Below are 19,745 nucleotides of genomic sequence, written 5' to 3' on the forward strand. Positions count from 1 at the left end.
CTCCAACGCGCTGTGAAAGGCGCGAACCTACACAGCTATTGAATGGTATGGCTGGGCGTTAAGGAGGAGGGACACTCCACAACACCTTGCTTCGAGGAAAAGGTATAGGACGGACCCATATTTTTCCTTACGAGTTTTGTCAAGAATTGTGATGGACACAGAATCCAAAATTCATTGGGCTCAAAACTCCCTCAAACTGGGCTGCTCTGGAAAGCGACCTCTGCAAAGCCCGGCAATCTCGCTATAAACACGGCCTGAAACGCTACGCCGCTGCGGAAGGACCGATCAGCGGTGAGGTTTACAGCAAGATTTCGGCGGGGAGGGCAGCTCTGCGGGACTTCGCGGCCGTTCGCTGAATGGTCAACGAATGCCAGCGAAGCACATCTCCCGTCAGCCTTTCTCGGCGGCTTGAAACGCCTTTTTGGCCGCCGTGACCGCATTCATGCAGGCAGGTACACCGGCGTAGACAGAGACTTGCAGGACAATCTCGACCAAATCCTCCCGGCTCACCCCGGTATTCATTGCAGCGCGCATGTGGAACTCGAGTTGCCCCTGCGCGGTGCCCATGGCCGCGAGCATGGCGACGGTCATCATTTCGCGCGTCTTGAGGTCAATCCCGTCACGGCCAACGACGTCCGCGAACGCGTAGCCGAGGACGAGTTTTGCGGTGTCCGGGTGAAACGCGTCGAGGTTGCGTTGCACCCGTTCCGGTGCTCCCAGCTCAAGGCGGTCAAGAAGAGAAAGCGCTCGGGTCAGTCGATCGGATGCATCACTCATGCGTCCACCCCTTTCATGCCTTCCGCAGTGTAGCGAGCCCCCGATACTGGCCGTTCAGAAAGTCCAGCGTCGATATCGGCGAGATCGGTATCCGAGAGCGTAATCTTCGCCGCTCCTACGTTGTCGCGCAGGTATTTCGATTGCTTCGTGCCGGGGATCGGGACAATATTGTCTCCTTGCGCAAGAAGCCAGGCGAGCGCCAGCTGCGCGGGCGTGCAGCCCTTCCGCTTCGCCGTCCTAGCGACGAGATCGGCAATTCGGCCGTTCGCCTGCGCCGCTCCGTTCTGAAACCGAGGCAGAAACGCACGAAAATCCCCATCTTCGAACTGTCCGTCCTGGAAGCGCCCCGTCAAGAAGCCGCGACCGAGCGGCGAATAGGGAACGAATCCGATGCCCAGCTCGCGGCAAGTTGGCAGAACCTCGTCTTCGGGGCCGCGGGACCAAAGGGAGTATTCAGTCTGCACCGCCGTCACCGGATGTACGGCGTGCGCGCGCCGAAGTGTCTCGGCGTTGACCTCGCACAGGCCGATGCGCGCAATTTTGCCCTCACCGACCAAGCGCCCGAGCCCCTCCATGGTCTCTTCGATGGGCCGTTCCTGGTCGACGCGGTGGACGTAGTAGAGGTCTATCCGCTCGATACCGAGACGTCTTAGCGAGCCCTCGCATGCCTGCTGTGCATAGTCCGCCCCATTGTCGAGGCTGCGCCGGTACTCGCCCGGCGCGCGGACGATTCCGAATTTCGTCGCGACCTTCATGGGTGCCGACGTCTCGTTGAAAAATCGGCCAATTAGCTCCTCGTTGTGATGCGGACCATACATGTCAGCGGTGTCGAAAAAGTCGAGGCCAAGCTCGGCCGCCTCGTGCAAAACGCGCAGGGACCTGTCGTCGTCGCGGGGCCCGTAGAACTCGCTCATTCCCATGCAGCCCAATCCAAGCGCCGAGACCGTGAGGTCGGTTCCAAGTGTCCGTCGTTCCATTTTTCTCTCCTATCTTGTGCGTTCGATAGGAATGTGGCATTTCCGATCATGTTAGGTAATAGCCATAAACGGTAACGGGAATTCCAATTATGGAAAGGCAGGGCCTCGTTTGGGATGACGTCTCGGTGTTCCTCGCCGTTGCTCGTTCGGGCTCTCTAAGCGGCGCCGCCGCTGCGCTCTCAATCGGGCTGGCGACTGTTTCCCGGCGGGTCGAGCGGCTGGAAGCGTCTCTCGGACGCCCGCTCTTTCTACGGGATCACACTGGTTACCGGCTGACCGAAGAAGGCGCGGTCCTGATCGAACGCGCCGAGGAGATGGAAGCCGCTGCGCGGGCCTTCGGATCAGGCTTGCCCGAAGAGCCAGAGGTGTCGGGAACCGTTCGCCTTGCCACCGCCGAAAACCTCGCGACCGCACTCATCATTCCTGCACTGCCGCGCCTGCGCCTCGCCCATCCGCGATTGACGCTGGAGATCGCTACCGACATCGCCACCGTGAACCTGCACCGCCGTGACGCTGACATAGCGCTGCGAATGATCAAGCCCGACCGTGGGCATGTCTCGGTGCAGCGCCTGGGAACGCTTGGATACGGTCTCTATGGCGCGCAGTCGTACATTGCAGGCCGCGCCGGACGTCTCGAAGTCGACTTCGAACAGGACGAATTCATCGCCTGGGCCGAGGGGTACGGGCATCTTCCCGCTGCGCAGTGGATCGAGCGCGCCCTGCGCGGTCGGGCACCGGCGGTCGTGACGACGTCGCTTGCAGCCCAGTTGGTCGGCTGCGCTTCGGGATTGGGTCTCGCCGTCTTGCCGCATTTTCTGACGCAGCCAGGCGAGTTGATGTGCCTAGACGCCGACCTTGGCATCGATCAGCCAATCTGGCTCGTGACGCAAACCGATCTCGTGTCCTCGCGCAGGGTCCAGGCCGTCGCAAACTTCCTGCGCGAGGTCGTGTCGGAACAACGGGGCGCTCTTAGCGCGGCTCGCCCTCTTAGACTGATGCATACGGCACGAAGACCGTGGCTGGACGAAATTTGAGGAGCGGCCGTTCATCCCAATCGCAGCATTGGTAAAAACGGGCTTATTTTGTTGAAAAACTCTTCCTTGATTGCGACCTGAACTACTGATTCAATTCCCATATTGTGGGGGATTTGGCGATGTTGGGACCGAGGCAAGAAGCGCAGGCGGCACTGTTTTACGAGTTTTCGCTGGAAGATCATGTCCCACAAGATCACCTGCTGCGATCCATTGATCGTTTCGTCGACCTGAGCAGCGCTCGCGCCTATCTGGCAGATTTCTACAGCCACACGGGCCGCCCTTCCGTCGATCCTGAACTGCTGATCCGGATGCTGTTGGTTGGCTATTGCTTTGGCATCCGGTCCGAGCGGCGGCTCTGTGAAGAGGTTCATCTGAACCTCGCGTATCGTTGGTTCTGCCGCCTCGACCTAAGCGATCGCGTTCCCGATCATTCAACGTTTTCCAAGAACCGGCATGGGCGTTTTCGCGACAGCGAACTTCTGCGACACCTGTTCGAGACGACCGTCGCCCGCTGTATCGAGGAAGGTCTCGCCAGCGGTCAGCGCATGGCAGTCGATGCCAGTTTGATCGAAGCCGATGCGAACAAGCAAAACTCAACACCGAAGGAAGAATGGGATGCGTCGTCCATCGATGCCGTAGATGCACCCCGCGCAGTCCGAGAGTATCTCGAGACGCTCGACGAGGCCGCGTTTGGAGCGGCGAGCGATGTCCAACCCAAGTTCACCTCGCATTCCGATCCCGCCAGTCAGTGGACAGCAGCCCGCAAAGGCCCTGCATTCTTTAGCTATTCCGACAATTATCTCATCGACACGGATCACGGTGTCATCTTGGATGTGGAACCCACACGCTCCATCCGGCAAGCCGAGGTCGGATCGACAAAAACCATGCTGACGCGGGTGAAAGAAAAGTTCGGCTTGGTCCCTGACTGGATGATCGCCGACACAGCCTATGGTTCAGGCCCAATGCTCGGCTGGCTCGTGGAGCGCAAGATCGATCCTTACATCCCTGTGATTGACAAGGCCGGACGCCCCGATGGGACATGGACACGCACAGATTTCGATTGGGATGCAGAGAATAATCAATACATCTGCCCCGAGGGTCGCGCGCTCAAGCAGTTCCGCCGGAATTACTCTGATCCGAACCGGGGACCGACGGGCAAGGGCACAGCCCGCTATCGCGCCTTGAAAGAAGTCTGCCAGGTCTGCCCGTCCAAGCAAAAATGCTGCCCTAACGCTGATGCTCGCAAGATCACCCGCGAAGAGCACGAAGATGCGCGTCAGGTCGCCAGGGATCTGGCCAAGACCGAAGAATACCAGATCGCGATGAAGCTCAGAAAGAAGGTCGAAATGCTCTTCGCCCACCTCAAACGCATTCTCGGGCTGGGACGACTACGATTACGCGGGCCTTGCGGCGCAAATGACGAATTCCTCCTCGCCGCTACCGCCCAGAACCTCAGAAAACTGGCCAAGATCTTTCCTGCACCGCAGCAAACGAGAAAAGCCTGATAAGAAAGGCACTCGCGCGCAGATCAAAACACCAATTTCTGCGCTCGCAGCACGTTGTTTTTCAACAGAATCGGCTCTAAGCCGTCGTTCGCCGCGCTTGCGCTCTAAACCGGTACTGAGATCGTAGGTTAAGGTCGGCTGAGCGAACTGAGTGTAAGTTCCCTGTAGGTGTGCCAAAGTCTGTTTTTTGCCCGAGTTCGTCACAAACTCGGCATGCGGATCGTCATATCACTGAACACTTACCCTTGGAGATGATATGCGACACACCGTTCTGATAGCCGTTGGCGGGCTTTCCCTTGGAACAGCTGCCTACATTTGGACCGCCACAAATCACTGGTATACCAGTGTCCCCGGTGTATCACTGACCGGACCGCTCAATTTTCACTTTGCCAGGGATGTCGCGCTTGCCTACCTGGCTAGTGGTGCGGCGTTGATTTGGGCAGGTGTGAAACATGACAGGTCAGCAGGCGTATGTGGCGCGTCATGGCTTGTGCTTCATGCGGTATTTCACATCTGGATCTGGATACATCGCGGCAGCCCCATGGACGTTGTTGCCTTCACAAACCTGACCGGCATTCAAGTGCCTGCCTTTCTGGCGATGTGGGCGACCACCAGCGCTCCAAAAGAAAGGGCAACAGCATGATACGCGCTTTGTTAAAAATGGGCGCCGAACGGTTCGCGCAACGCTACAACTATGATACGGCTTACATGTCGCATATTGTTGATACCTCTACGGCGGCGGGTCTGCGACTGTCTACGCTACCGCTCTACAGTCAGTTTCGCGGCCCAAAACAGGCCCGCGACGTCTGGGCCGGGGCGATGCTTGGATCGACGCAAGAGGGGGACTGTGGGCCATGCGTGCAATTGGTCGTTGATATGGCGCTTGAATCGAATGTACCAGCAAAGCTGATTGCCCTTTGCCTTGAAGGCAACGCCGGTGGGGCAGGTGACGTCGGCCTTGGGTATAGGTTTGCGCAGGCGGCCATCGCCGATACCCCTGACTTGGCCGAGCTGCGAGACAGGATTGAAGAACGGTTCGGCGCAACGGCGCTAATTGCGGCCTCATTCGCAGCTTCTAGCGGGCGAATTTTTCCGGTATTGAAACGCGGTCTGGGGCATGGGCAAACCTGTCAAAGTGTTCAGATTGACAGCACGACCATTCGGGTCCGGCATCAAACATGAACGTGGCCACAGATATCTTTGAGTTCGAGCGTTCGAAACTGATTTCCCTGTGCTATCGCATGCTTGGCGAACGTGCAGGCGCCGAGGACGCGGTGCAGGACACCTGGCTGAAATGGGCGGCGGCAGACACCAACCGAATTGAAAACCCATCGGCCTGGCTGCGGCGCGTCGCGACAAATATTGCCATCGACACCTTGCGTTCAGCCCATCGACAGCGCGAGGTCTATGTGGGCCCATGGCTTCCTGAACCTCTTTTGCAAATGGAGGCTCAGGAACCAAGCAACCATTTTGAGCTGGCGCAGGAGTGTGAGTTGGCATTGCTCTGGGCCATGGAGCGCCTTACCGAGCGCGAGCGCGCAGCCTTCATTCTGAGAGAAGCCTTTGATGCCAGCTATTCGGAAATAGCGGACACGCTTGGCACAAGCGAGGCTGCCTGTCGCCAGCTGGTCAGCAGGTCCCAGAAGAAACTACAGACCTCTGGACCACGGTTCGATGCCTCCCCAGAGGATGTTGCCGATTTGAGCCAACGCTTTTTCACGGCGGTTATGTCGGAAGACTTCGATCAGGCGCTGTCGCTTCTTACACCCAATTCTGTTGCGCTCTCAGATGGTGGGGCCAATAAAAGAGCCGCGCGTCGCCCGTTGGTTGGCGGCAGCGAAATCATACAGGTGTTCCGTGCGCTGTACGAAAAGGCAAAAACAGAACAGGGCTGGACAACCCAGTTGTCGATGGTGAACGCCAAGCCCGCGATCCTGCGTAGCCAGTTTGGCGTTTTGGATTCCATCACAACGCTTGCCCCGGACCAAAACGGCAAGATTGCTTGGCTCTATATCATGAGAAACCCTGACAAATTAGGACAGGGTGCCCCATAACCGACCCGTCAAAAGCAATTGTTTAAAAAGCTCTAATCGATGGATGCCATGGATATGAAAGCAATGACCGTGCTGCCCAAAGGACAATTTAACATCGGAGACATGCCAAGATTTGGTCTACGGCTTTTGTGATGGGAATGCCAAAGGCGGTATAGCGGTCGTGGAGTGAGACCGCTTGGCGGTGGCACCCAAATCATGGCTGAGTCAAACCAGATTGAAAATGACCGCGCGGTTTTCGCGCAGCGTTGTAGGAGGGCAAGTTCTTTGTCTGATACTTCGTCAGGGACCAGCTGCTCATCTCTCCCAGCTATCACGTTGGATTCACAAAATGAATCCCTGCCGGGATTTGTACGACAAAGCCATCCTGTGGTGGGCCGTCGTGGAACAGAAAACGACTGGGATTTGCGACAGGATTTTCAACCAAAGCCGAATAGGTGAAAATCACATTTTGCATAAGCTATTGAGATCTATCTAGTTTCACTTCCTGCTTGAGAAGGAAGTGGTGGGCGACCCTGGAATCGAACCAGGCGTGCGTCTCCGCGAGGGAGTTACAGTCCCCTGCCACACCTTGCGGCCTGTCGCCCACTAGCAAGTCGCTGTTGACCTGCTGTGGGGGGGTGATTACTAGCGCACCTAAGGGGCGTCAACAGAAAAAGCGCAAGTTTTTTGCCCGAACCTGAAATTCCTTTTGCTGGAGAGAACGATGTCCAAGAAACCCACGAAAAAGCCCCAGTGGGTGATCGAAAAGGAGCAGAACAAAAAGGCCGGAGGCACTGAGACCGTCTGGCTCTTTGGGCTGCATGCTGTGCGCGATGCGCTGATGAACCCGAAGCGGAAAAAATTACGTCTTATCGTAACATTGAATGCCCAGAACAAACTGGAAGACGCCATCGCTGCTGCCGGGATAGATCCGGAACTGGTAGAGCCGCGCAAGTTCAACGCGCCGCTGGATCCTAATTCGGTGCACCAGGGGGCGGCTCTGGAAGTGATGCCACTGAGCTGGGGCTCTTTGTCGGAAAACTGTATCGGTGCTGAGATCCCGCGGGTGATTTTGCTGGATCGGGTGACCGACCCGCATAATGTCGGAGCCATTTTGCGCTCTGCCGAAGTGTTTGGCGCCAGCGCCGTCATCGGCACCCGGCACCATTCGGCACCCGAAACCGGTGCCCTGGCCAAAACTGCCAGCGGCGCGCTGGAGCGCCAACCCTATCTGCGGATGCGCAATCTGGCCGACACGATTACCGAGCTGCAGAACATGGGCTATGTGGTGCTGGGGCTGGATGGTGAAGCAGAACAGACCATCGAGAGCTGTCTTGCGGGGCGTAAGGATCTGCCCGTTGCGCTGGTCCTGGGTGCCGAAGGCCCTGGGCTGCGGCAAAAAACCAAAGAAACTGTTGATCACCTGGTGAAAATTGACGCAGCGGGCGGGTTTGGTTCGCTCAACGTCTCAAATGCCGCCGCGATCGCCCTATATGCCAGCCTAGAGCGGTCCTGAGACCGCACAACAGTACAAAGGCGGACGGCGAGATGGCACAAAGCGGAGCCCATGGTGGCAAAATACTGAGTTGCTGCTATTGCGGCGTGCAATCGAGCTTCATGCCCCGCAAAACAGAGAGTGGCATTTCAGCCCTGATCTGTGGAACCTGCGGCGCACCTTTGGCCAGCCAGAAAGCACGCCCCCTGACACCCGGAAAGGGGGCACGGCTGCCATCGGCAACGGCGCTTGACAGGCCTGCTGCGGCTTTGACCAAGCCCAAGGGCAAAAAGATCAAAGGCGCAAAAGGAAAAAAACCGACTCACAAGAGTGGCAAAGGCAAGAAACCCAAAAAGCGCAAGGGCCTGTTCCAGTCGCTGTTGTCAGAAGCTGTCGATCTGGTTGAGGACATTTTTGACTGATTACACTCACGTCGCGATCACAAAACTGTAACCCATCTATGCAAAACGCCCTTTCTAGGCCAGATTTAGGGCTGTTCTATCTGCATCTTTCGGAGGTTCCATTGGTTCTGCGCCACACTCTTGTTGCTTTGGTCCTGACCCTAGGTCTGGCGCCGCTGTCTGCGCGGGCAGAGACGCCGATCTTTTCTGCCCACGATGGCCTGGCCCTGGATGGCTATGATGTTGTTGCCTTTTTCGAAGGGCAGGGCGCAGTGCTTGGCCGCCAGGAGTTTGCGCTGATGTGGAAGGGTGTCTTTTGGCGGTTTTCCTCTTCTGGCCATCAGGCGCAGTTTGAGGCGAACCCACGCGCCTATGCACCGGTCTTTGGCGGTTATTGCGCCTATGCGGTGTCGCAGGGCTACCTTGCCCATGGTGATCCTAGTTTGTGGCGGATCGAAGATGGTGAGTTGTTGTTGCTCAACAACCCCGGTGTTGAGGCGGTCTGGCAGCAGGAAAAACCAGAACTTTTGCAGGCGGCGCATGACAATTGGCCCGCAGTTTTGCGCCACTGACGGCTGCCCCAGGCCGGGTTTGCGAAAAAAGTACCTGATGGGATCTTTTTTTTAAATGTTGCCATCCTACATCTATAGGGACTGCGGAGCGGAAACGCCGTAGCTCTTTATCAATGTCCCTCGTTCCACACCTCGCGCCCGGAGCTTTGGCTTCCGGGCGTTTTTTTGACCGCTGTTGACGGTGGGTGGCTGTTGCCAAGGCATTTCTGTCGTTTCTGGGCTAGGCCTTGGCGGGAGGGTCGGCTACCTCTGGTGTATGACAGACTACAGCGACAGCTTTTTGAAATCTATTTTGCAACGCAACCGCACCATCGCGGTTGTTGGGGTGTCAATGAACCCGGTGCGTCCCAGCTACTATGTGGCGCGGTATTTGGGGCTCAAAGGGTATCGGGTGATTCCGGTCAATCCTGGCCATGCGGGCAAGCGGTTGTTTGGCGAAGTGGTGCAGCCCAGCCTTTCAGCGATTCAGCAGCCGGTGGATATGGTGGACATCTTTCGCCGCTCTGACGCGGTGCCCCCCATCGTCGATGAGGCGCTTGAGGTCTTTCCTGAGCTGAAATGTATCTGGATGCAGATCGGGGTTGAGCATGCGGCGGCAGCGGCCAAGGCCGAAGCCCGTGGGGTGGATGTGGTGCAAAACCGCTGTCCCAAGATCGAATATCAGCGCCTGTTCGGCGAGCTGCGCATGGGTGGCTTTGCCACCGGTATCATTTCCTCAAAACTGTAGTGTTCCAGCAAAAAAAGGGGGGGCTCCCGCCCGGCAGACCAGCATCAAAGATGCAGGACTTCCCGTTGGGCCCAGCCGGGCCTGCGGCCCGGCAAAGAAAGAGTTGCTGAGAAGCGTTTGAGGAGCGAATTTGCCCCGCAAAGCGCCTGAAACAGTGTCAGAACTTTCTGGCTTAAGAATAACCCCATCCCTTGACCCAGGGGCAGATGGGAGACCTGGGGTCAGCCTTTGCTGCGGGAGGCCTTTTCGTCCAGGCCGCTCATGCTTTGGCGCCGTGTGAGTTCTGCCAGGACATCGTCCAGGGAGACATCGCGCGCTGCCAGCATCACCAGGAAATGGTAGAGCGCATCGGCGCCCTCGGAGGCGAGCTTCGCCTGGTCGCCCTTGACGGCTTCGATGATCGCCTCAATGGCTTCTTCACCAAACTTCTCGGCGCATTTCTCCGGGCCCTTGGCGAGCAGCTTGGCGGTCCAGCTGCTTTTGGGGTCCGCAGTTTTGCGATTGTGGATGATTGCTTCCAGGTCGTGAAGAATGCTCATGTCAGCCTCATGGGGATGCCGGCGGCGGCCATATGTTCCTTGGCCTCCTGAATGGAATATTCGCCAAAGTGAAAAATGGATGCGGCGAGAACGGCAGAGGCGCCGCCCTCTGTCACGCCTTCTACCAGATGGTCCAGGGTGCCAACCCCACCAGAGGCGATCACTGGCACCTGCACCGCATCGGAAATGGCGCGGGTGAGGGGCAGGTTAAAGCCCGCCTTGGTTCCGTCGCGGTCCATCGAGGTCAGCAGGATTTCTCCCGCGCCCTTGGCCACCACGGTGCGGGCAAATTCTACCGCATCAATGCCGGTTGGGCGGCGGCCGCCATGGGTGAAGATCTCCCATTTGCCGGGGCTGACGGTTTTGGCGTCGATGGCGCAGACGATGCATTGGCTGCCAAACTGGTCGGCGGCCTCGGCGATCACATCCGGGTTGGCCACGGCTGCGGAGTTGAACGAGACCTTGTCAGCACCTGCCAGCAACAGGGCGCGCACGTCTTCGCGGGTGCGCACGCCGCCGCCAACAGTGAGCGGCACAAAGCACTGTTCGGCGGTGCGGCGCACCACGTCAAACATGGTGCCGCGGTTTTCATGGGTGGCGTGAATATCGAGAAAAGTGATCTCATCCGCGCCGGCGGCATCATAGGCCTTGGCTGATTCTACCGGGTCACCTGCGTCGCGCAGGCCAACAAAATTGACGCCTTTGACCACGCGGCCATCGGCCACGTCGAGACAGGGGATGATGCGGGTTTTTAGCATCGCGTATCTACCTTTTCCATGCTGCCAGGAGCAATGTCACGGCCAGCCATAAAACACCAGTAACCACCACAAGCGGCGCCAGAAGGCGTGGCGTAATAAACGCAACCGCCCCCGCGTATTTTGAGATCAGCCTGGTGCTGAAGCCCAACAAGGCTGCGGGTGAACTGTTGTAAGAGGCCGGGCATTAAACGCGTCCCACCGCATTGCGCACGATCAGGATATGAAAGGGCATGATCAACGTCAGGTAAAAGCGGCCAAAGCGGTTTTTGGTGCGCACCCAAGTCCCAAAAAAGATCATGCCATCCTGTTTCAGCACCGAAATGCGAAAGTCCAGGTGGCTGTCGTCAATGCCGAGGATCAATTCGGTGTCTGAGCGGCTGACCAGGGGGAAGAAACCAATCCGGTTGGGGCTGGTGACCTCGGTGTTTAATCCAAAGGGCGCGACCATAAGGTTTCGCAATCGCATCAGGGCTGAGACCCAGGCGGGAAAGCGAAAAGCCCGTTCTGCGGCTTCTTCAAGCGGCAGAGAGCAGGGCTTGGCATAGCAATCGACAAAGTCACCTTCGCGAACGCCGGCGGCTTGCTGAAACAGCAAGCTGGAGGCGGGCAAATCCGTTGCAATGACTTGGCCCATGGCGGTTCAGGCCTTCATCACGCTGAGAGCCTCAGCGAGGTCAATGGCGCCATCATAAAGCGCCCGGCCTGAGATCGCCCCATTCAAAGGCGCGCCGCAGGATTTCAACGCCCGCAGATCATCGAGCGAGGACACTCCGCCAGAGGCAATCACCGGGATCGAGACCGCATTGCCAAGCTCCGCTGTGGCCGCGACGTTTGGGCCTTTCATGGCGCCATCGCGCATGATGTCGGTATAGATGATGGCAGAAACGCCCGCGTCCTCAAAAGATTTCGCCAGATCCGTGACCATGACGTCGGTCTCTTCCGCCCAGCCCTTGGTGGCGACGCGGCCATTGCGGGCATCAATGCCAACGGCGACCTTGCCGGGGAATTCACGCGCAGCCTGGCGCACCAGATCGGGATTTTCCACCGCAACCGTGCCCAGGATCACTCGGGCCAGACCCTTGTCGATCCAGTTCTCAATGGTTTTCATGTCGCGGATGCCGCCCCCCAGTTGGGCAGGCACCTTGCATTGCTTCAGGATTTCCTCAACCGGGGCGGCATTCACTGGCTCACCTGCAAAGGCACCGTTAAGATCAACCAGATGTAGCCACTCGCAGCCCGCTGCGACAAATTCTAGCGCCTGGGCGGCGGGGTTGTCGTTGAACACGGTGGTTTTGTCCATGTCGCCATGCAGCAGGCGCACGGCCTGGCCATCTTTGAGGTCGATTGCGGGGTAGAGGATCATTTGCGCAGCCTTTGTCATCCGGTCACATCCGGTTTGTGGCCAGGGGAGCTGGCCATACATGTTCGGCGGTGTTTTGCACAAGGCGGAGCCGAATTGCAACGCGACCCAAAGTCAGCCTTGCCTGAAAAGCCAGACTTGCGTCACAGTCGTTGCAAAACTGTGCACAACATTTGTGACAGTTGCACAGTGAAATGGCTATCTTGACGATCAAAACCAAAGGGAGAAACAACATGAAGATGCTATTGGCGACAACGCTGGCCACGCTGACATTGGCAGGGGCTGCGGTTGCGGATCCTATCCTAGGCACCTGGAAAACCCAGCCTGATGACGGGTCTTTTGCCCATATCGAAATGGCGCCCTGTGGGGCTGCGATCTGTGGCAAGATTGCCCGCACGTTCAATGGTGAGGGCGAGTACAGCTCTCCCAATATCGGCAAGACCCTGGTGATTGATATGGTCGCCCAGGGGGATGGCTACTACACTGGCGAGGTCTGGCGCCCCTCCAACGATAAGATCTATACTGGCAAGATGGATCTCAATGGCAACTCTCTGGCGCTGCGGGGCTGTGTGGCGGGCGGGTTGATCTGCTCGAAACAGACGTGGACACGGGTAAACTGAGACGCGGATGACGTGAGATGCGGGGGGCGTGATCTGATCCCCCGTGTCGGCAAGGGACAGCGCTGGGGCCGCTACAGCAGCCCCAGTTGCACCGGGATAGGCACGAAGCCGCGTTTGACCTGGCTCTCGCGCAGGGCTTCAAAATATTGCAGCGCCTCGCCATGCTGGTGGAAATAGGCGCGGATCTGCTGCCCGCCGGGGGCGCCGATGGGCCCCTTTGCCTGCTCCAGGCACCATTCCCCGAACAGCGTCTGGCTGAGCCTGAGAACGCAGTAGCGGTGGCGCCCCTCAACATAGTCAAATTTTTCGAGTCGGGTCTGCACGGGCGCGGTCATAGCCTTTGATTGGCGGGAGCTTCTCTATGCCCGCAAAGCCGGTCTCTGTCCATTCCCTCAGTCTATTGCCTTTGTGTTTAAGGGCGCGCGACGTAAAAACCGCCGCCTTCGAACAATCGAAAGCGACGGCTAAGCCTGCAAGTTCCGTGAGTGGGTGTAGCAGGTTTTGGCTGTGATCTGATCCGGGGATTAAACAGCGCCGGTGTATTCGCCTCGGGCCGGGTAGTCGTTGGCGATGGCAAAATCCAATGCGCCGACCAGTTCCGAAAAATGCGGACGCACAAAGGGCATGGTCTGGGTTGAGCCGTAATAAAGCGTCTGCTCCGGTGTCACCATGAACAGGCCGGGTTCCGAGAACAGCGCGGGCTCTTCGATGCCAATCGAGGTGGTGCCGCGCGAGGTGGAAATATAAAGCCCCCAGGACTTTGCCACATCCAGTGGCAGATCAAAGGCAAAGCGCAGGGCGCTGGCTTCGATCTTGTCGGCCATGGCCTGGGTGCGCTCTTCGCCGTCAGAAGAAATCGCAACGCAGTTCACGCCACGTTCGGCAAATTCAGCAACGCGCTTTTCCAGCTCTTTCAGGTAGTTGGCGCAGAGCGGGCAGTGCAGGCCGCGGTAAAAGCAGATCACGGTGCCGCGGCTGCTGTCTTCGGTCGCCAGATCAAAGCGACCGCCCCCCAGCAGGGGCAGGGACAGGTCAGGGGTTTTTTGGCGGGGAATTAGCATGGTGGGCTCCTGTGGGTGAGTGGATCAGTTCATTGCCAGCCTTATTGCAGGTGTTTGCATCTTGAAAATCCGAAAAAACAAACTAAAAATCCGATAGTCGCTTTTGCGCTCATAACGCCGCAGGTGGCGTGTGACGGTGCCCGCTGGGCTGGCGTGAGGCAGGAGAGAAGATGGACAGGTTGACAACTTTGATGGAGCGTTTCCAGCTTTCGGTTCATCCCGCGCCTCTGCCACAGGCCAATCTTGTTGTGCTGAGTGCGCTCGGTACGCCGAGCTGTTTGATGTTTTTCCCCCGAGGTGAGCTGCGGATCAGCGCCGAGCGGGAGGTGTTATTGAGCGTCAGAGTGGACTGGGGAGCGGGGCAGAACCCGCTGGTGGCGGCGCTGCCGCAGCAGGTTCATTTTGATCTCACCTGCAACAGTGAAACACGGGATCTGGTGCAGGTCATGCTGGCTGAAAGCTCTGCCAGGCGCTGTGGGGCGCAATCGGTGGTCAACCGTCTGGGCGAGGTGTTGATGGTGCGGTTGCTGCGCGGCCAGATCGAACAGGGTGCGACGGAACCGGGGTTGTTGGCGGGGCTGGCGGATCCCCGGCTGAGCCGCGCCATTGTGGCGGTGCATGATCATCCGGGGCGGCTTTGGTCCAGTGGCGATCTTGCGGCAGAGGCCGGACTGTCGCTGTCGCGGTTTTCCGAACTGTTTACCGCAGAGGTTGGCGAAACACCCATGGGCTATTTGCGGCGCTGGCGTCTGACCCTGGCGCACCAGGATCTGACACGCGGCGACCGGGTAGAGGCGGTGGCGCGGCGCTATGCCTATGGCTCCCCCGAGGGGTTCACCCGCGCCTTTCGCAAGGCCTACGGGGTGGCGCCGGTCTCGTTGCGTGCCTCTGGCTGAAGGGGCGCGCAGAACGCCGACCCCAGCGGGCTGGGCAGCTGGGAAATTTGAAGAGTTGAGGATAGATGAAAAGGGGGGGAGGCTTGCCCGCGCCTCTGCCCCGTCTGGGCGTTCGGTCAGGGGGCCCAGTTGAGGAAGTTTCCGATCATCCGCAGGCCGACGTCCTGGCTTTTTTCCGGGTGAAACTGCATGCCGATCATGGTGTCCCGGCCAATCACCGCAGTGACATCGCCGCCATAGTCCACATGGGCCAGGCGCTCGGCATCGGTTTTGACGCGGAAATGGTAGGAATGCACAAAATAGGTGTGATCGCCTGAGGATATGCCGTCAAAAATCGGGTGCGGGTGGTCGATGACAAGATCGTTCCAGCCCATATGCGGAACTTTGAGTGCGGGGTCCGAGGGGGTGATTTTCACCACATCGCCGCCGACCCAGTCCAGCCCGGCGGTATCGCTGTATTCATGGCCGGTTGTGGCCATCAGCTGCATGCCAACACAGATCCCAAGGAAGGGGCGGCCTTTTTGCTCCACCGCTTCGATCATGGCGTCATAGATGCCCTTGTGGCCGCGCAGCTCGGCGGCGCAGGCGGGAAAGGCGCCATCACCGGGCAGCACCAGACGGTCTGCCTTGGCCACCACATCGGCATCCGAGGTAACAACAACCGTGCCGGCATCCAGTTCCTGCGCCATACGCTGGAAGGCTTTTTCGGCGGAATGAAGATTGCCGGATTCATAGTCGATGATGGCGGTCAGCATGGGGCTGGTGTCCTTCCTGTCTTAGGCTCTTGAGGTGGCGGGAAACTGAGCCGCACGCGGATTTTGATCACCTCGGTCTCCTAGCGGCTGTGCACAGCGGTGTGTCCACAGATGCCGTGGGGGTGCTTAAAGTGCCCCTTTGGTGGACGGGATGGCGTCAGATTTGCGCGGGTCGGTTTCCACCGCCAGACGCAGGGCGCGGGCCACGGCCTTGAAGGCGGCTTCGACGATGTGATGGCTGTTAAAACCATGCAGTTGGTCGATATGCAGGGTGATGCCGCCCTGGGTGGCAAAGGCGGTGAAAAACTCCCGCACCAGCTCGGTGTCAAAGCTGCCGATCTTTTGCGTCGGTATCTCCACATTCCAGACCAGATAGGGACGGGCGGACAGATCCAGCGCGCAGCGCACCTGGGCGTCATCCATGGGCAGGTGGCACTCGCCATAGCGCCGGATGCCTTTCTTGTCGCCAAGCGCCTGGGCCAGGGCCTGACCGAGGGCAATTCCGGTGTCTTCGACGGTGTGGTGATCATCAATGTGATAATCCCCCTTGGCCCGGATCGTCATGTCGATCAGCGAATGGCGCGCTAACTGGTCCAGCATGTGGTCAAAAAAGCCTACCCCCGTCTGGTTGTCATATGAACCCGACCCGTCGAGGTTGATTTCAACCGAGATTTTGGTTTCGGCGGTCTGGCGGCTGATCTTGGCGCTACGCATGAGGTTATTCCTTGCTGTCTGCGCGGCACTTATAGGGCGGAGAGGGGGGCTGGCTCAAGGGTTTTACGGGGCAATCGGCAGGCTTTGCCGGGCAAACGAGCAGCTGCGGCGGCAAGATCTGTTGCGCCCATTGCGCCCGGCGGCTGCGCGTGCCAGCTTGGGCGGCAAATCACGTGACCAAAAAGACCAAAGGGACGCCCATGTCGACCTGCGTATTCATTCAGATCCGGTGCAAACCCGGCACCACCTATTCCGTGGCCGAGGAAATCGGGCGCCGCGAAATCCATTCTGAGCTCTATTCCACCAGCGGCGAATATGACCTGCTGATGAAGCTCTATATCCCCTCGGATGCGGATGTGGGGAAATATATCAACGAGCATCTGTTGGTGATCCCCAATATCGAGCGATCCCTGACCACCATGACGTTCAAGGTGTTCTGAGCCGCGCACAATAAACACAGTTCTACACTGCAAAACGCCCCGGAGCTTTCCGGGGCGTTTGTTTTTGAATGTAGCTTGGGTTTAGGCAGGGGCTTAGGTGGGGGCTTAGCCGTCCAGCAGCCCCTCAGCCTTGAGGCTCTCATAGCTGGTATCCAGTGCGGTTTTGACACGGGTCAGCATGTCATCAATCTCTGGCTTGGTGATGATCAGCGGTGGGCAAAAGGCCAGAGCATTGCCGGCAACCGCGCGCAGGATCACACCGTTGTCCTGGCAGGCCTTGACGGCGACTGCTCCGCCCTTGCCCCCGGCAATTGTCGCGCCGGTGGTTTTATTCGACACCAGTTCCAGGGCGGCGATCAGGCCCTTGCCGCGCACTTCGCCAACCAGCGGGTGATCGGTAAAGATGCGGCGCAGCTCTGCCTGCAGGTAATCGCCCACTTCGGCGGCGTGTCCAAACAGGTTGTCGCGCTCGTAAATTTCCAGCGTCTTGAGGGCCGCAGCGCAGGCGGCGGGGTGGCCGGAATAGGTATAGCCGTGGCCAAAGACGCCAACCTCATTCGAGGGAGCCACCATTTCCTTGTACATCCAGCCGGGAATAACGCTGGCAGAGATCGGGAAATAGGCTGAAGACAGCTGTTTGGCAAAGGTCATCAGGTCGGGCTTGATGCCCATGGTGGTGCAGCCAAAATCGGCACCAGTGCGGCCAAATCCAGTGATGACTTCATCGGCCCAGACCAGGATGCCATGTTTGCGCAGCAGGGCCTGCAGCTTTTCATAATAGCCCTCTGGCGGCACAATCACGCCCGAGGCGCCGGTAATGGGCTCCATGATCATCGCGGCGATGGTGTCGGGGTCTTCGGCCAGGATCTGGTCTTCGAGATTTTGCAGGATACGGTCGACAAACTGCGCTTCGGTCTCGTTGCCCTTGCGGCCGGTGTAGTAGTGTGGCGCATCGGTGCGCAGGATGCTGAGCGCCTCTACGGGGGCGTCAAAATGCGCCAGATTGGCGGGCAGCGAGGTCAGCGACCCAGCCGCCACGGTAACCCCGTGATAGCCGCGCTCGCGGGTGATGATCTTGCGCTTTTCCGGCTTGCCGATAGCGTTGAAGTAGTAGCGCAGCATCTTGTAGTGGCTGTCATTGGCGTCCGACCCTGAGTTGCCAAAGAAGATATAAGCGTCGTCCACCGGCACCATGGCGGCGAGTTTTTCGGCCAGGTCAATCAGCGGCTGGTGGGTCTTGCCGCCAAAGGTGTGGCTAAAGGGCAGGGTGTTCAGCTGGTCGGTGATGGCTGCGATCACCTCTTTGTTGTCATAGCCAAGCGAGGTGCACCACAGCCCGGCCAGGCCTTCGATGTATTTGTTGCCCTTGTCGTCAAACACATAGATTCCCTCGCCGCGGTCCAGGCACATCTGTTCGGTCGCTGTGAGGTTGGTTGTGGGGTAAACGACTGGAGCCATTGCGGAATTCCTCTAGTGGGGCGCATGTATCTGAGACATGGGCGAAGACAGACAGGGCGCGCGGTATGAAATAAACCGCGCAGCTGTGGCTAGCATTGTCTTGTTTTGCCGGGGAGGTCAAAGGAATTTGATCAAATGTTTTACCCAGGTCCGTCGCAGGCCGGTATCTCGCCTGCAAAGAGCATGGGCCAAACAAAAAGGCCGCCGATGCGATCTGCATCCAGCGGCCTGTTTGATCCAAATGGAGCGGGCGAGGCGATTCGAACGCCCGACCCTAACCTTGGCAAGGTTATGCTCTACCCCTGAGCTACGCCCGCGCTACATTTGGTGAGGCGGTATCTAGGCAAAGCCGGGCGAGGCCGCAAGGGCAAAATGGGCGCATTGCTGAGTTTTTTGACATGGCCTTTCTGCAGCGGGACAGCTGGGGCTGGGCGGCACTTTATCATCACAGAAAAAGCAAAAAGGCCGCCGATGCAATCTGCATCCAGCGGCCTGTTTGGTCCAAATGGAGCGGGCGAGGCGATTCGAACGCCCGACCCTAACCTTGGCAAGGTTATGCTCTACCCCTGAGCTACGCCCGCGCTGCATTTGGTGAAGCGGTATTTAGGCAATCCCCGGCAGGGTCGCAAGAGGGAAAGTGACCAGGGGTATGAGATTTCTTTGGCTGTTACCGCTCAGAGGCGGGTTTGCCTGCTGGCTGCGCGCCGGGGGTGGGCAGCCGAAATCCGGCCTGTTCAGCCAGGCGGCGCTGTTGTTGCTGCTGCGGGGTGCAGGAAATGAACTCTGATCCTGAACAATGCGGCAGGTCCAGGGCTTTGATCAGCTGGCTGTCATACTGGCCAGACAGCAGCAGGATGCCTTCTTGCTCCAGCAGATCCCGGGTGCCGCGCCCCTTGTCTGCGCGAATGCGGCGCATGAAGTCCTTTTGCTGGGCGACGGCCTCGACCACATCGCGGGCGATGGGGCTGTTCTGGATCAGGCGAAACAGGCTGGCCATACGGGTATTGCCAGTGCTTTGGGAAAATATTTCCGCCACCAAGTCGGGATCCTGACAGCGCCAAAAGTTGGCCGGGTAGGGGTGATCGCAGAGCAGCCAGAGAATATCGGCAAACCCTGCGGCAGAGATCGCGCCCTTGCCGTCCTTGTTCTTTCCCTGGGTCAGATAGGCGGGGCGGGCGATGATCAGCCCCAGATAGCAGCGGGCGCGGGCTTCGTCGGCGGCGACCAGCAGGCAGGGCTGGTCAATCGCTTCGGTGGGGATCATCCAGTTGCTGCCCATGGTGTTTTTGATATCGACATCTCGGCCCAGGATTTCCGTGTCCAGCCGCCCACGGGGCAGCCGCAACAGGGCGCGCAGCTCGATCTCGACGCGGGTGCCGATATAGGTCTTTTCGGTCTTTTCCAGCTCTTCATAGGCGCGCCGCCCGGTTTTTGGCGTCATGATCACGTCATCAATGCAGCGGCGCAGCATTGCCGGAAAGCGCTCTTGCAGCACCAGGGCGCCGCCAGCACGGGCGGTGATCTCACTTGCCAGCTCGGTCAGCAGATCATAGTCCGCATGTCCGGGCGCTATCAGGCTATCGGGCAGTTTTTGCTTCATCTTGGGCCGTTTTCAGCCTCGGT

24 protein-coding genes and 3 tRNA genes are annotated in these 19,745 nt (G+C 58.6%); 12 read left to right on the top strand and 15 right to left on the bottom strand.

All coding sequences use genetic code 11. The annotated features are described in order from the left end of the window. Window positions 1-390 precede the first annotated feature (390 nt). Together JZI28_RS05760 and JZI28_RS05765 are read right to left on the bottom strand one after the other, a co-directional pair. Complete coding sequence (locus JZI28_RS05760) at window positions 391-777, bottom strand: carboxymuconolactone decarboxylase family protein (RefSeq protein WP_375699525.1); 387 nt, start codon at window positions 775-777, stop codon at window positions 391-393. After that, window positions 774-1,754: an aldo/keto reductase gene (locus JZI28_RS05765; protein WP_375699526.1), complete on the bottom strand. Its 981-nt coding sequence runs from the start codon at window positions 1,752-1,754 to the stop codon at window positions 774-776. Before JZI28_RS05765 ends, JZI28_RS05760 begins: the two co-directional genes overlap by 4 nt. 89 nt (window positions 1,755-1,843) lie before the next feature. On the opposite strand from JZI28_RS05765, the gene JZI28_RS05770 reads away from it, so the two are divergent. From JZI28_RS05770 to sigJ, 5 genes are all read left to right on the top strand, one after another. Next, window positions 1,844-2,788: a LysR family transcriptional regulator gene (locus tag JZI28_RS05770; protein ID WP_375699527.1), complete on the top strand. Its 945-nt coding sequence runs from the start codon at window positions 1,844-1,846 to the stop codon at window positions 2,786-2,788. Between the two features lie 119 nt (window positions 2,789-2,907). Beyond that, window positions 2,908-4,293 (top strand): IS1182 family transposase, encoded by a 1,386-nt coding sequence (locus tag JZI28_RS05775; protein ID WP_375699182.1) that lies wholly within the window; start codon window positions 2,908-2,910, stop codon window positions 4,291-4,293. Between the two features lie 256 nt (window positions 4,294-4,549). Beyond that, a complete protein-coding gene (locus tag JZI28_RS05780) occupies window positions 4,550-4,936 on the top strand; it encodes a hypothetical protein (protein ID WP_375699528.1) in 387 nt (128 codons plus the stop codon). Then, window positions 4,933-5,475: a hypothetical protein gene (locus JZI28_RS05785; protein ID WP_375699529.1), complete on the top strand. Its 543-nt coding sequence runs from the start codon at window positions 4,933-4,935 to the stop codon at window positions 5,473-5,475. The genes JZI28_RS05780 and JZI28_RS05785 overlap by 4 nt, the downstream gene beginning before the upstream one ends. Continuing rightward, complete coding sequence (sigJ, locus tag JZI28_RS05790) at window positions 5,472-6,347, top strand: RNA polymerase sigma factor SigJ (RefSeq protein ID WP_375699530.1); 876 nt, start codon at window positions 5,472-5,474, stop codon at window positions 6,345-6,347. The genes JZI28_RS05785 and sigJ overlap by 4 nt, the downstream gene beginning before the upstream one ends. 500 nt (window positions 6,348-6,847) lie before the next feature. Here the strand turns inward: sigJ and JZI28_RS05795 are convergent. Next, a tRNA-Tyr gene (locus tag JZI28_RS05795) sits at window positions 6,848-6,931 on the bottom strand. 119 nt (window positions 6,932-7,050) lie between these two features. Between JZI28_RS05795 and rlmB the strand changes: the two genes are divergently transcribed. From rlmB to JZI28_RS05815, 4 genes are all read left to right on the top strand, one after another. After that, window positions 7,051-7,842 carry a 23S rRNA (guanosine(2251)-2'-O)-methyltransferase RlmB gene (gene rlmB, locus JZI28_RS05800; protein WP_295446695.1) on the top strand — a complete coding sequence of 264 codons (792 nt, stop codon included), beginning with the start codon at window positions 7,051-7,053 and terminating at the stop codon, window positions 7,840-7,842. A 101-nt stretch (window positions 7,843-7,943) separates the two neighbouring features. Next, on the top strand, window positions 7,944-8,243 hold the full coding sequence (locus JZI28_RS05805; RefSeq protein ID WP_375699531.1) for a hypothetical protein: 300 nt from the start codon (window positions 7,944-7,946) through the stop codon (window positions 8,241-8,243). A gap of 101 nt (window positions 8,244-8,344) precedes the next feature. After that, window positions 8,345-8,794 (top strand): YHS domain-containing (seleno)protein, encoded by a 450-nt coding sequence (locus tag JZI28_RS05810; RefSeq protein ID WP_375699532.1) that lies wholly within the window; start codon window positions 8,345-8,347, stop codon window positions 8,792-8,794. 256 nt (window positions 8,795-9,050) lie between these two features. Then, window positions 9,051-9,521 carry a CoA-binding protein gene (locus JZI28_RS05815; protein WP_353399156.1) on the top strand — a complete coding sequence of 157 codons (471 nt, stop codon included), beginning with the start codon at window positions 9,051-9,053 and terminating at the stop codon, window positions 9,519-9,521. A gap of 221 nt (window positions 9,522-9,742) precedes the next feature. On the opposite strand, the gene JZI28_RS05820 is transcribed toward JZI28_RS05815, so the two are convergent. From JZI28_RS05820 to hisA, 4 genes are all read right to left on the bottom strand, one after another. Next, on the bottom strand, window positions 9,743-10,060 hold the full coding sequence (locus tag JZI28_RS05820) for a phosphoribosyl-ATP diphosphatase (protein WP_295446702.1): 318 nt from the start codon (window positions 10,058-10,060) through the stop codon (window positions 9,743-9,745). Further along, window positions 10,057-10,818 (bottom strand): imidazole glycerol phosphate synthase subunit HisF, encoded by a 762-nt coding sequence (hisF, locus tag JZI28_RS05825; protein WP_375699533.1) that lies wholly within the window; start codon window positions 10,816-10,818, stop codon window positions 10,057-10,059. The genes JZI28_RS05820 and hisF overlap by 4 nt, the downstream gene beginning before the upstream one ends. 184 nt (window positions 10,819-11,002) lie before the next feature. Further along, the gene (locus JZI28_RS05830; protein WP_375699534.1) at window positions 11,003-11,452 is read right to left on the bottom strand and encodes a DUF2867 domain-containing protein; all 450 of its coding nucleotides are present in this window, start codon (window positions 11,450-11,452) and stop codon (window positions 11,003-11,005) included. Between the two features lie 6 nt (window positions 11,453-11,458). Continuing rightward, on the bottom strand, window positions 11,459-12,181 hold the full coding sequence (gene hisA, locus JZI28_RS05835; RefSeq protein ID WP_295446708.1) for a 1-(5-phosphoribosyl)-5-[(5-phosphoribosylamino)methylideneamino]imidazole-4-carboxamide isomerase: 723 nt from the start codon (window positions 12,179-12,181) through the stop codon (window positions 11,459-11,461). Between the two features lie 230 nt (window positions 12,182-12,411). Between hisA and JZI28_RS05840 the strand changes: the two genes are divergently transcribed. Next, complete coding sequence (locus JZI28_RS05840) at window positions 12,412-12,798, top strand: DUF2147 domain-containing protein (protein ID WP_375699535.1); 387 nt, start codon at window positions 12,412-12,414, stop codon at window positions 12,796-12,798. A gap of 71 nt (window positions 12,799-12,869) precedes the next feature. Here JZI28_RS05840 and JZI28_RS05845 read toward each other — a convergent pair whose 3' ends face one another. Both JZI28_RS05845 and JZI28_RS05850 read right to left on the bottom strand, forming a co-directional pair. Continuing rightward, entirely contained in the window at window positions 12,870-13,121 is a 252-nt protein-coding gene (locus JZI28_RS05845; protein ID WP_295446712.1) for a WGR domain-containing protein, read from the bottom strand. A gap of 201 nt (window positions 13,122-13,322) precedes the next feature. Beyond that, the gene (locus tag JZI28_RS05850; protein WP_295446714.1) at window positions 13,323-13,859 is read right to left on the bottom strand and encodes a peroxiredoxin-like family protein; all 537 of its coding nucleotides are present in this window, start codon (window positions 13,857-13,859) and stop codon (window positions 13,323-13,325) included. 170 nt (window positions 13,860-14,029) lie between these two features. On the opposite strand from JZI28_RS05850, the gene JZI28_RS05855 reads away from it, so the two are divergent. Further along, window positions 14,030-14,755 carry an AraC family transcriptional regulator gene (locus JZI28_RS05855; protein ID WP_375699536.1) on the top strand — a complete coding sequence of 242 codons (726 nt, stop codon included), beginning with the start codon at window positions 14,030-14,032 and terminating at the stop codon, window positions 14,753-14,755. 116 nt (window positions 14,756-14,871) lie between these two features. Here the strand turns inward: JZI28_RS05855 and hisH are convergent, their stop codons facing one another. Then, a complete protein-coding gene (gene hisH, locus JZI28_RS05860) occupies window positions 14,872-15,510 on the bottom strand; it encodes an imidazole glycerol phosphate synthase subunit HisH (protein ID WP_353399139.1) in 639 nt (212 codons plus the stop codon). Between the two features lie 126 nt (window positions 15,511-15,636). Continuing rightward, a complete protein-coding gene (gene hisB, locus JZI28_RS05865) occupies window positions 15,637-16,224 on the bottom strand; it encodes an imidazoleglycerol-phosphate dehydratase HisB (RefSeq protein ID WP_375699537.1) in 588 nt (195 codons plus the stop codon). A 200-nt stretch (window positions 16,225-16,424) separates the two neighbouring features. On the opposite strand from hisB, the gene JZI28_RS05870 reads away from it, so the two are divergent. Then, a complete protein-coding gene (locus JZI28_RS05870; protein ID WP_027239656.1) occupies window positions 16,425-16,664 on the top strand; it encodes an Lrp/AsnC family transcriptional regulator in 240 nt (79 codons plus the stop codon). A 105-nt stretch (window positions 16,665-16,769) separates the two neighbouring features. Here the strand turns inward: JZI28_RS05870 and JZI28_RS05875 are convergent, their stop codons facing one another. From JZI28_RS05875 to JZI28_RS05890, 4 genes are all read right to left on the bottom strand, one after another. Then, entirely contained in the window at window positions 16,770-18,122 is a 1,353-nt protein-coding gene (locus JZI28_RS05875) for an aminotransferase (RefSeq protein ID WP_375699538.1), read from the bottom strand. Between the two features lie 242 nt (window positions 18,123-18,364). Beyond that, window positions 18,365-18,439 (bottom strand) — tRNA-Gly (locus JZI28_RS05880). A 189-nt stretch (window positions 18,440-18,628) separates the two neighbouring features. Further along, window positions 18,629-18,703, bottom strand: a tRNA-Gly gene (locus JZI28_RS05885). 86 nt (window positions 18,704-18,789) lie between these two features. Then, window positions 18,790-19,722: a NaeI family type II restriction endonuclease gene (locus JZI28_RS05890; RefSeq protein ID WP_375699539.1), complete on the bottom strand. Its 933-nt coding sequence runs from the start codon at window positions 19,720-19,722 to the stop codon at window positions 18,790-18,792. Window positions 19,723-19,745: the final 23 nt, after the last annotated feature.

It is taken from the genome of Pseudophaeobacter sp. TrK17 (assembly GCF_042192375.1).
GTDB lineage: Bacteria > Pseudomonadota > Alphaproteobacteria > Rhodobacterales > Rhodobacteraceae > Pseudophaeobacter.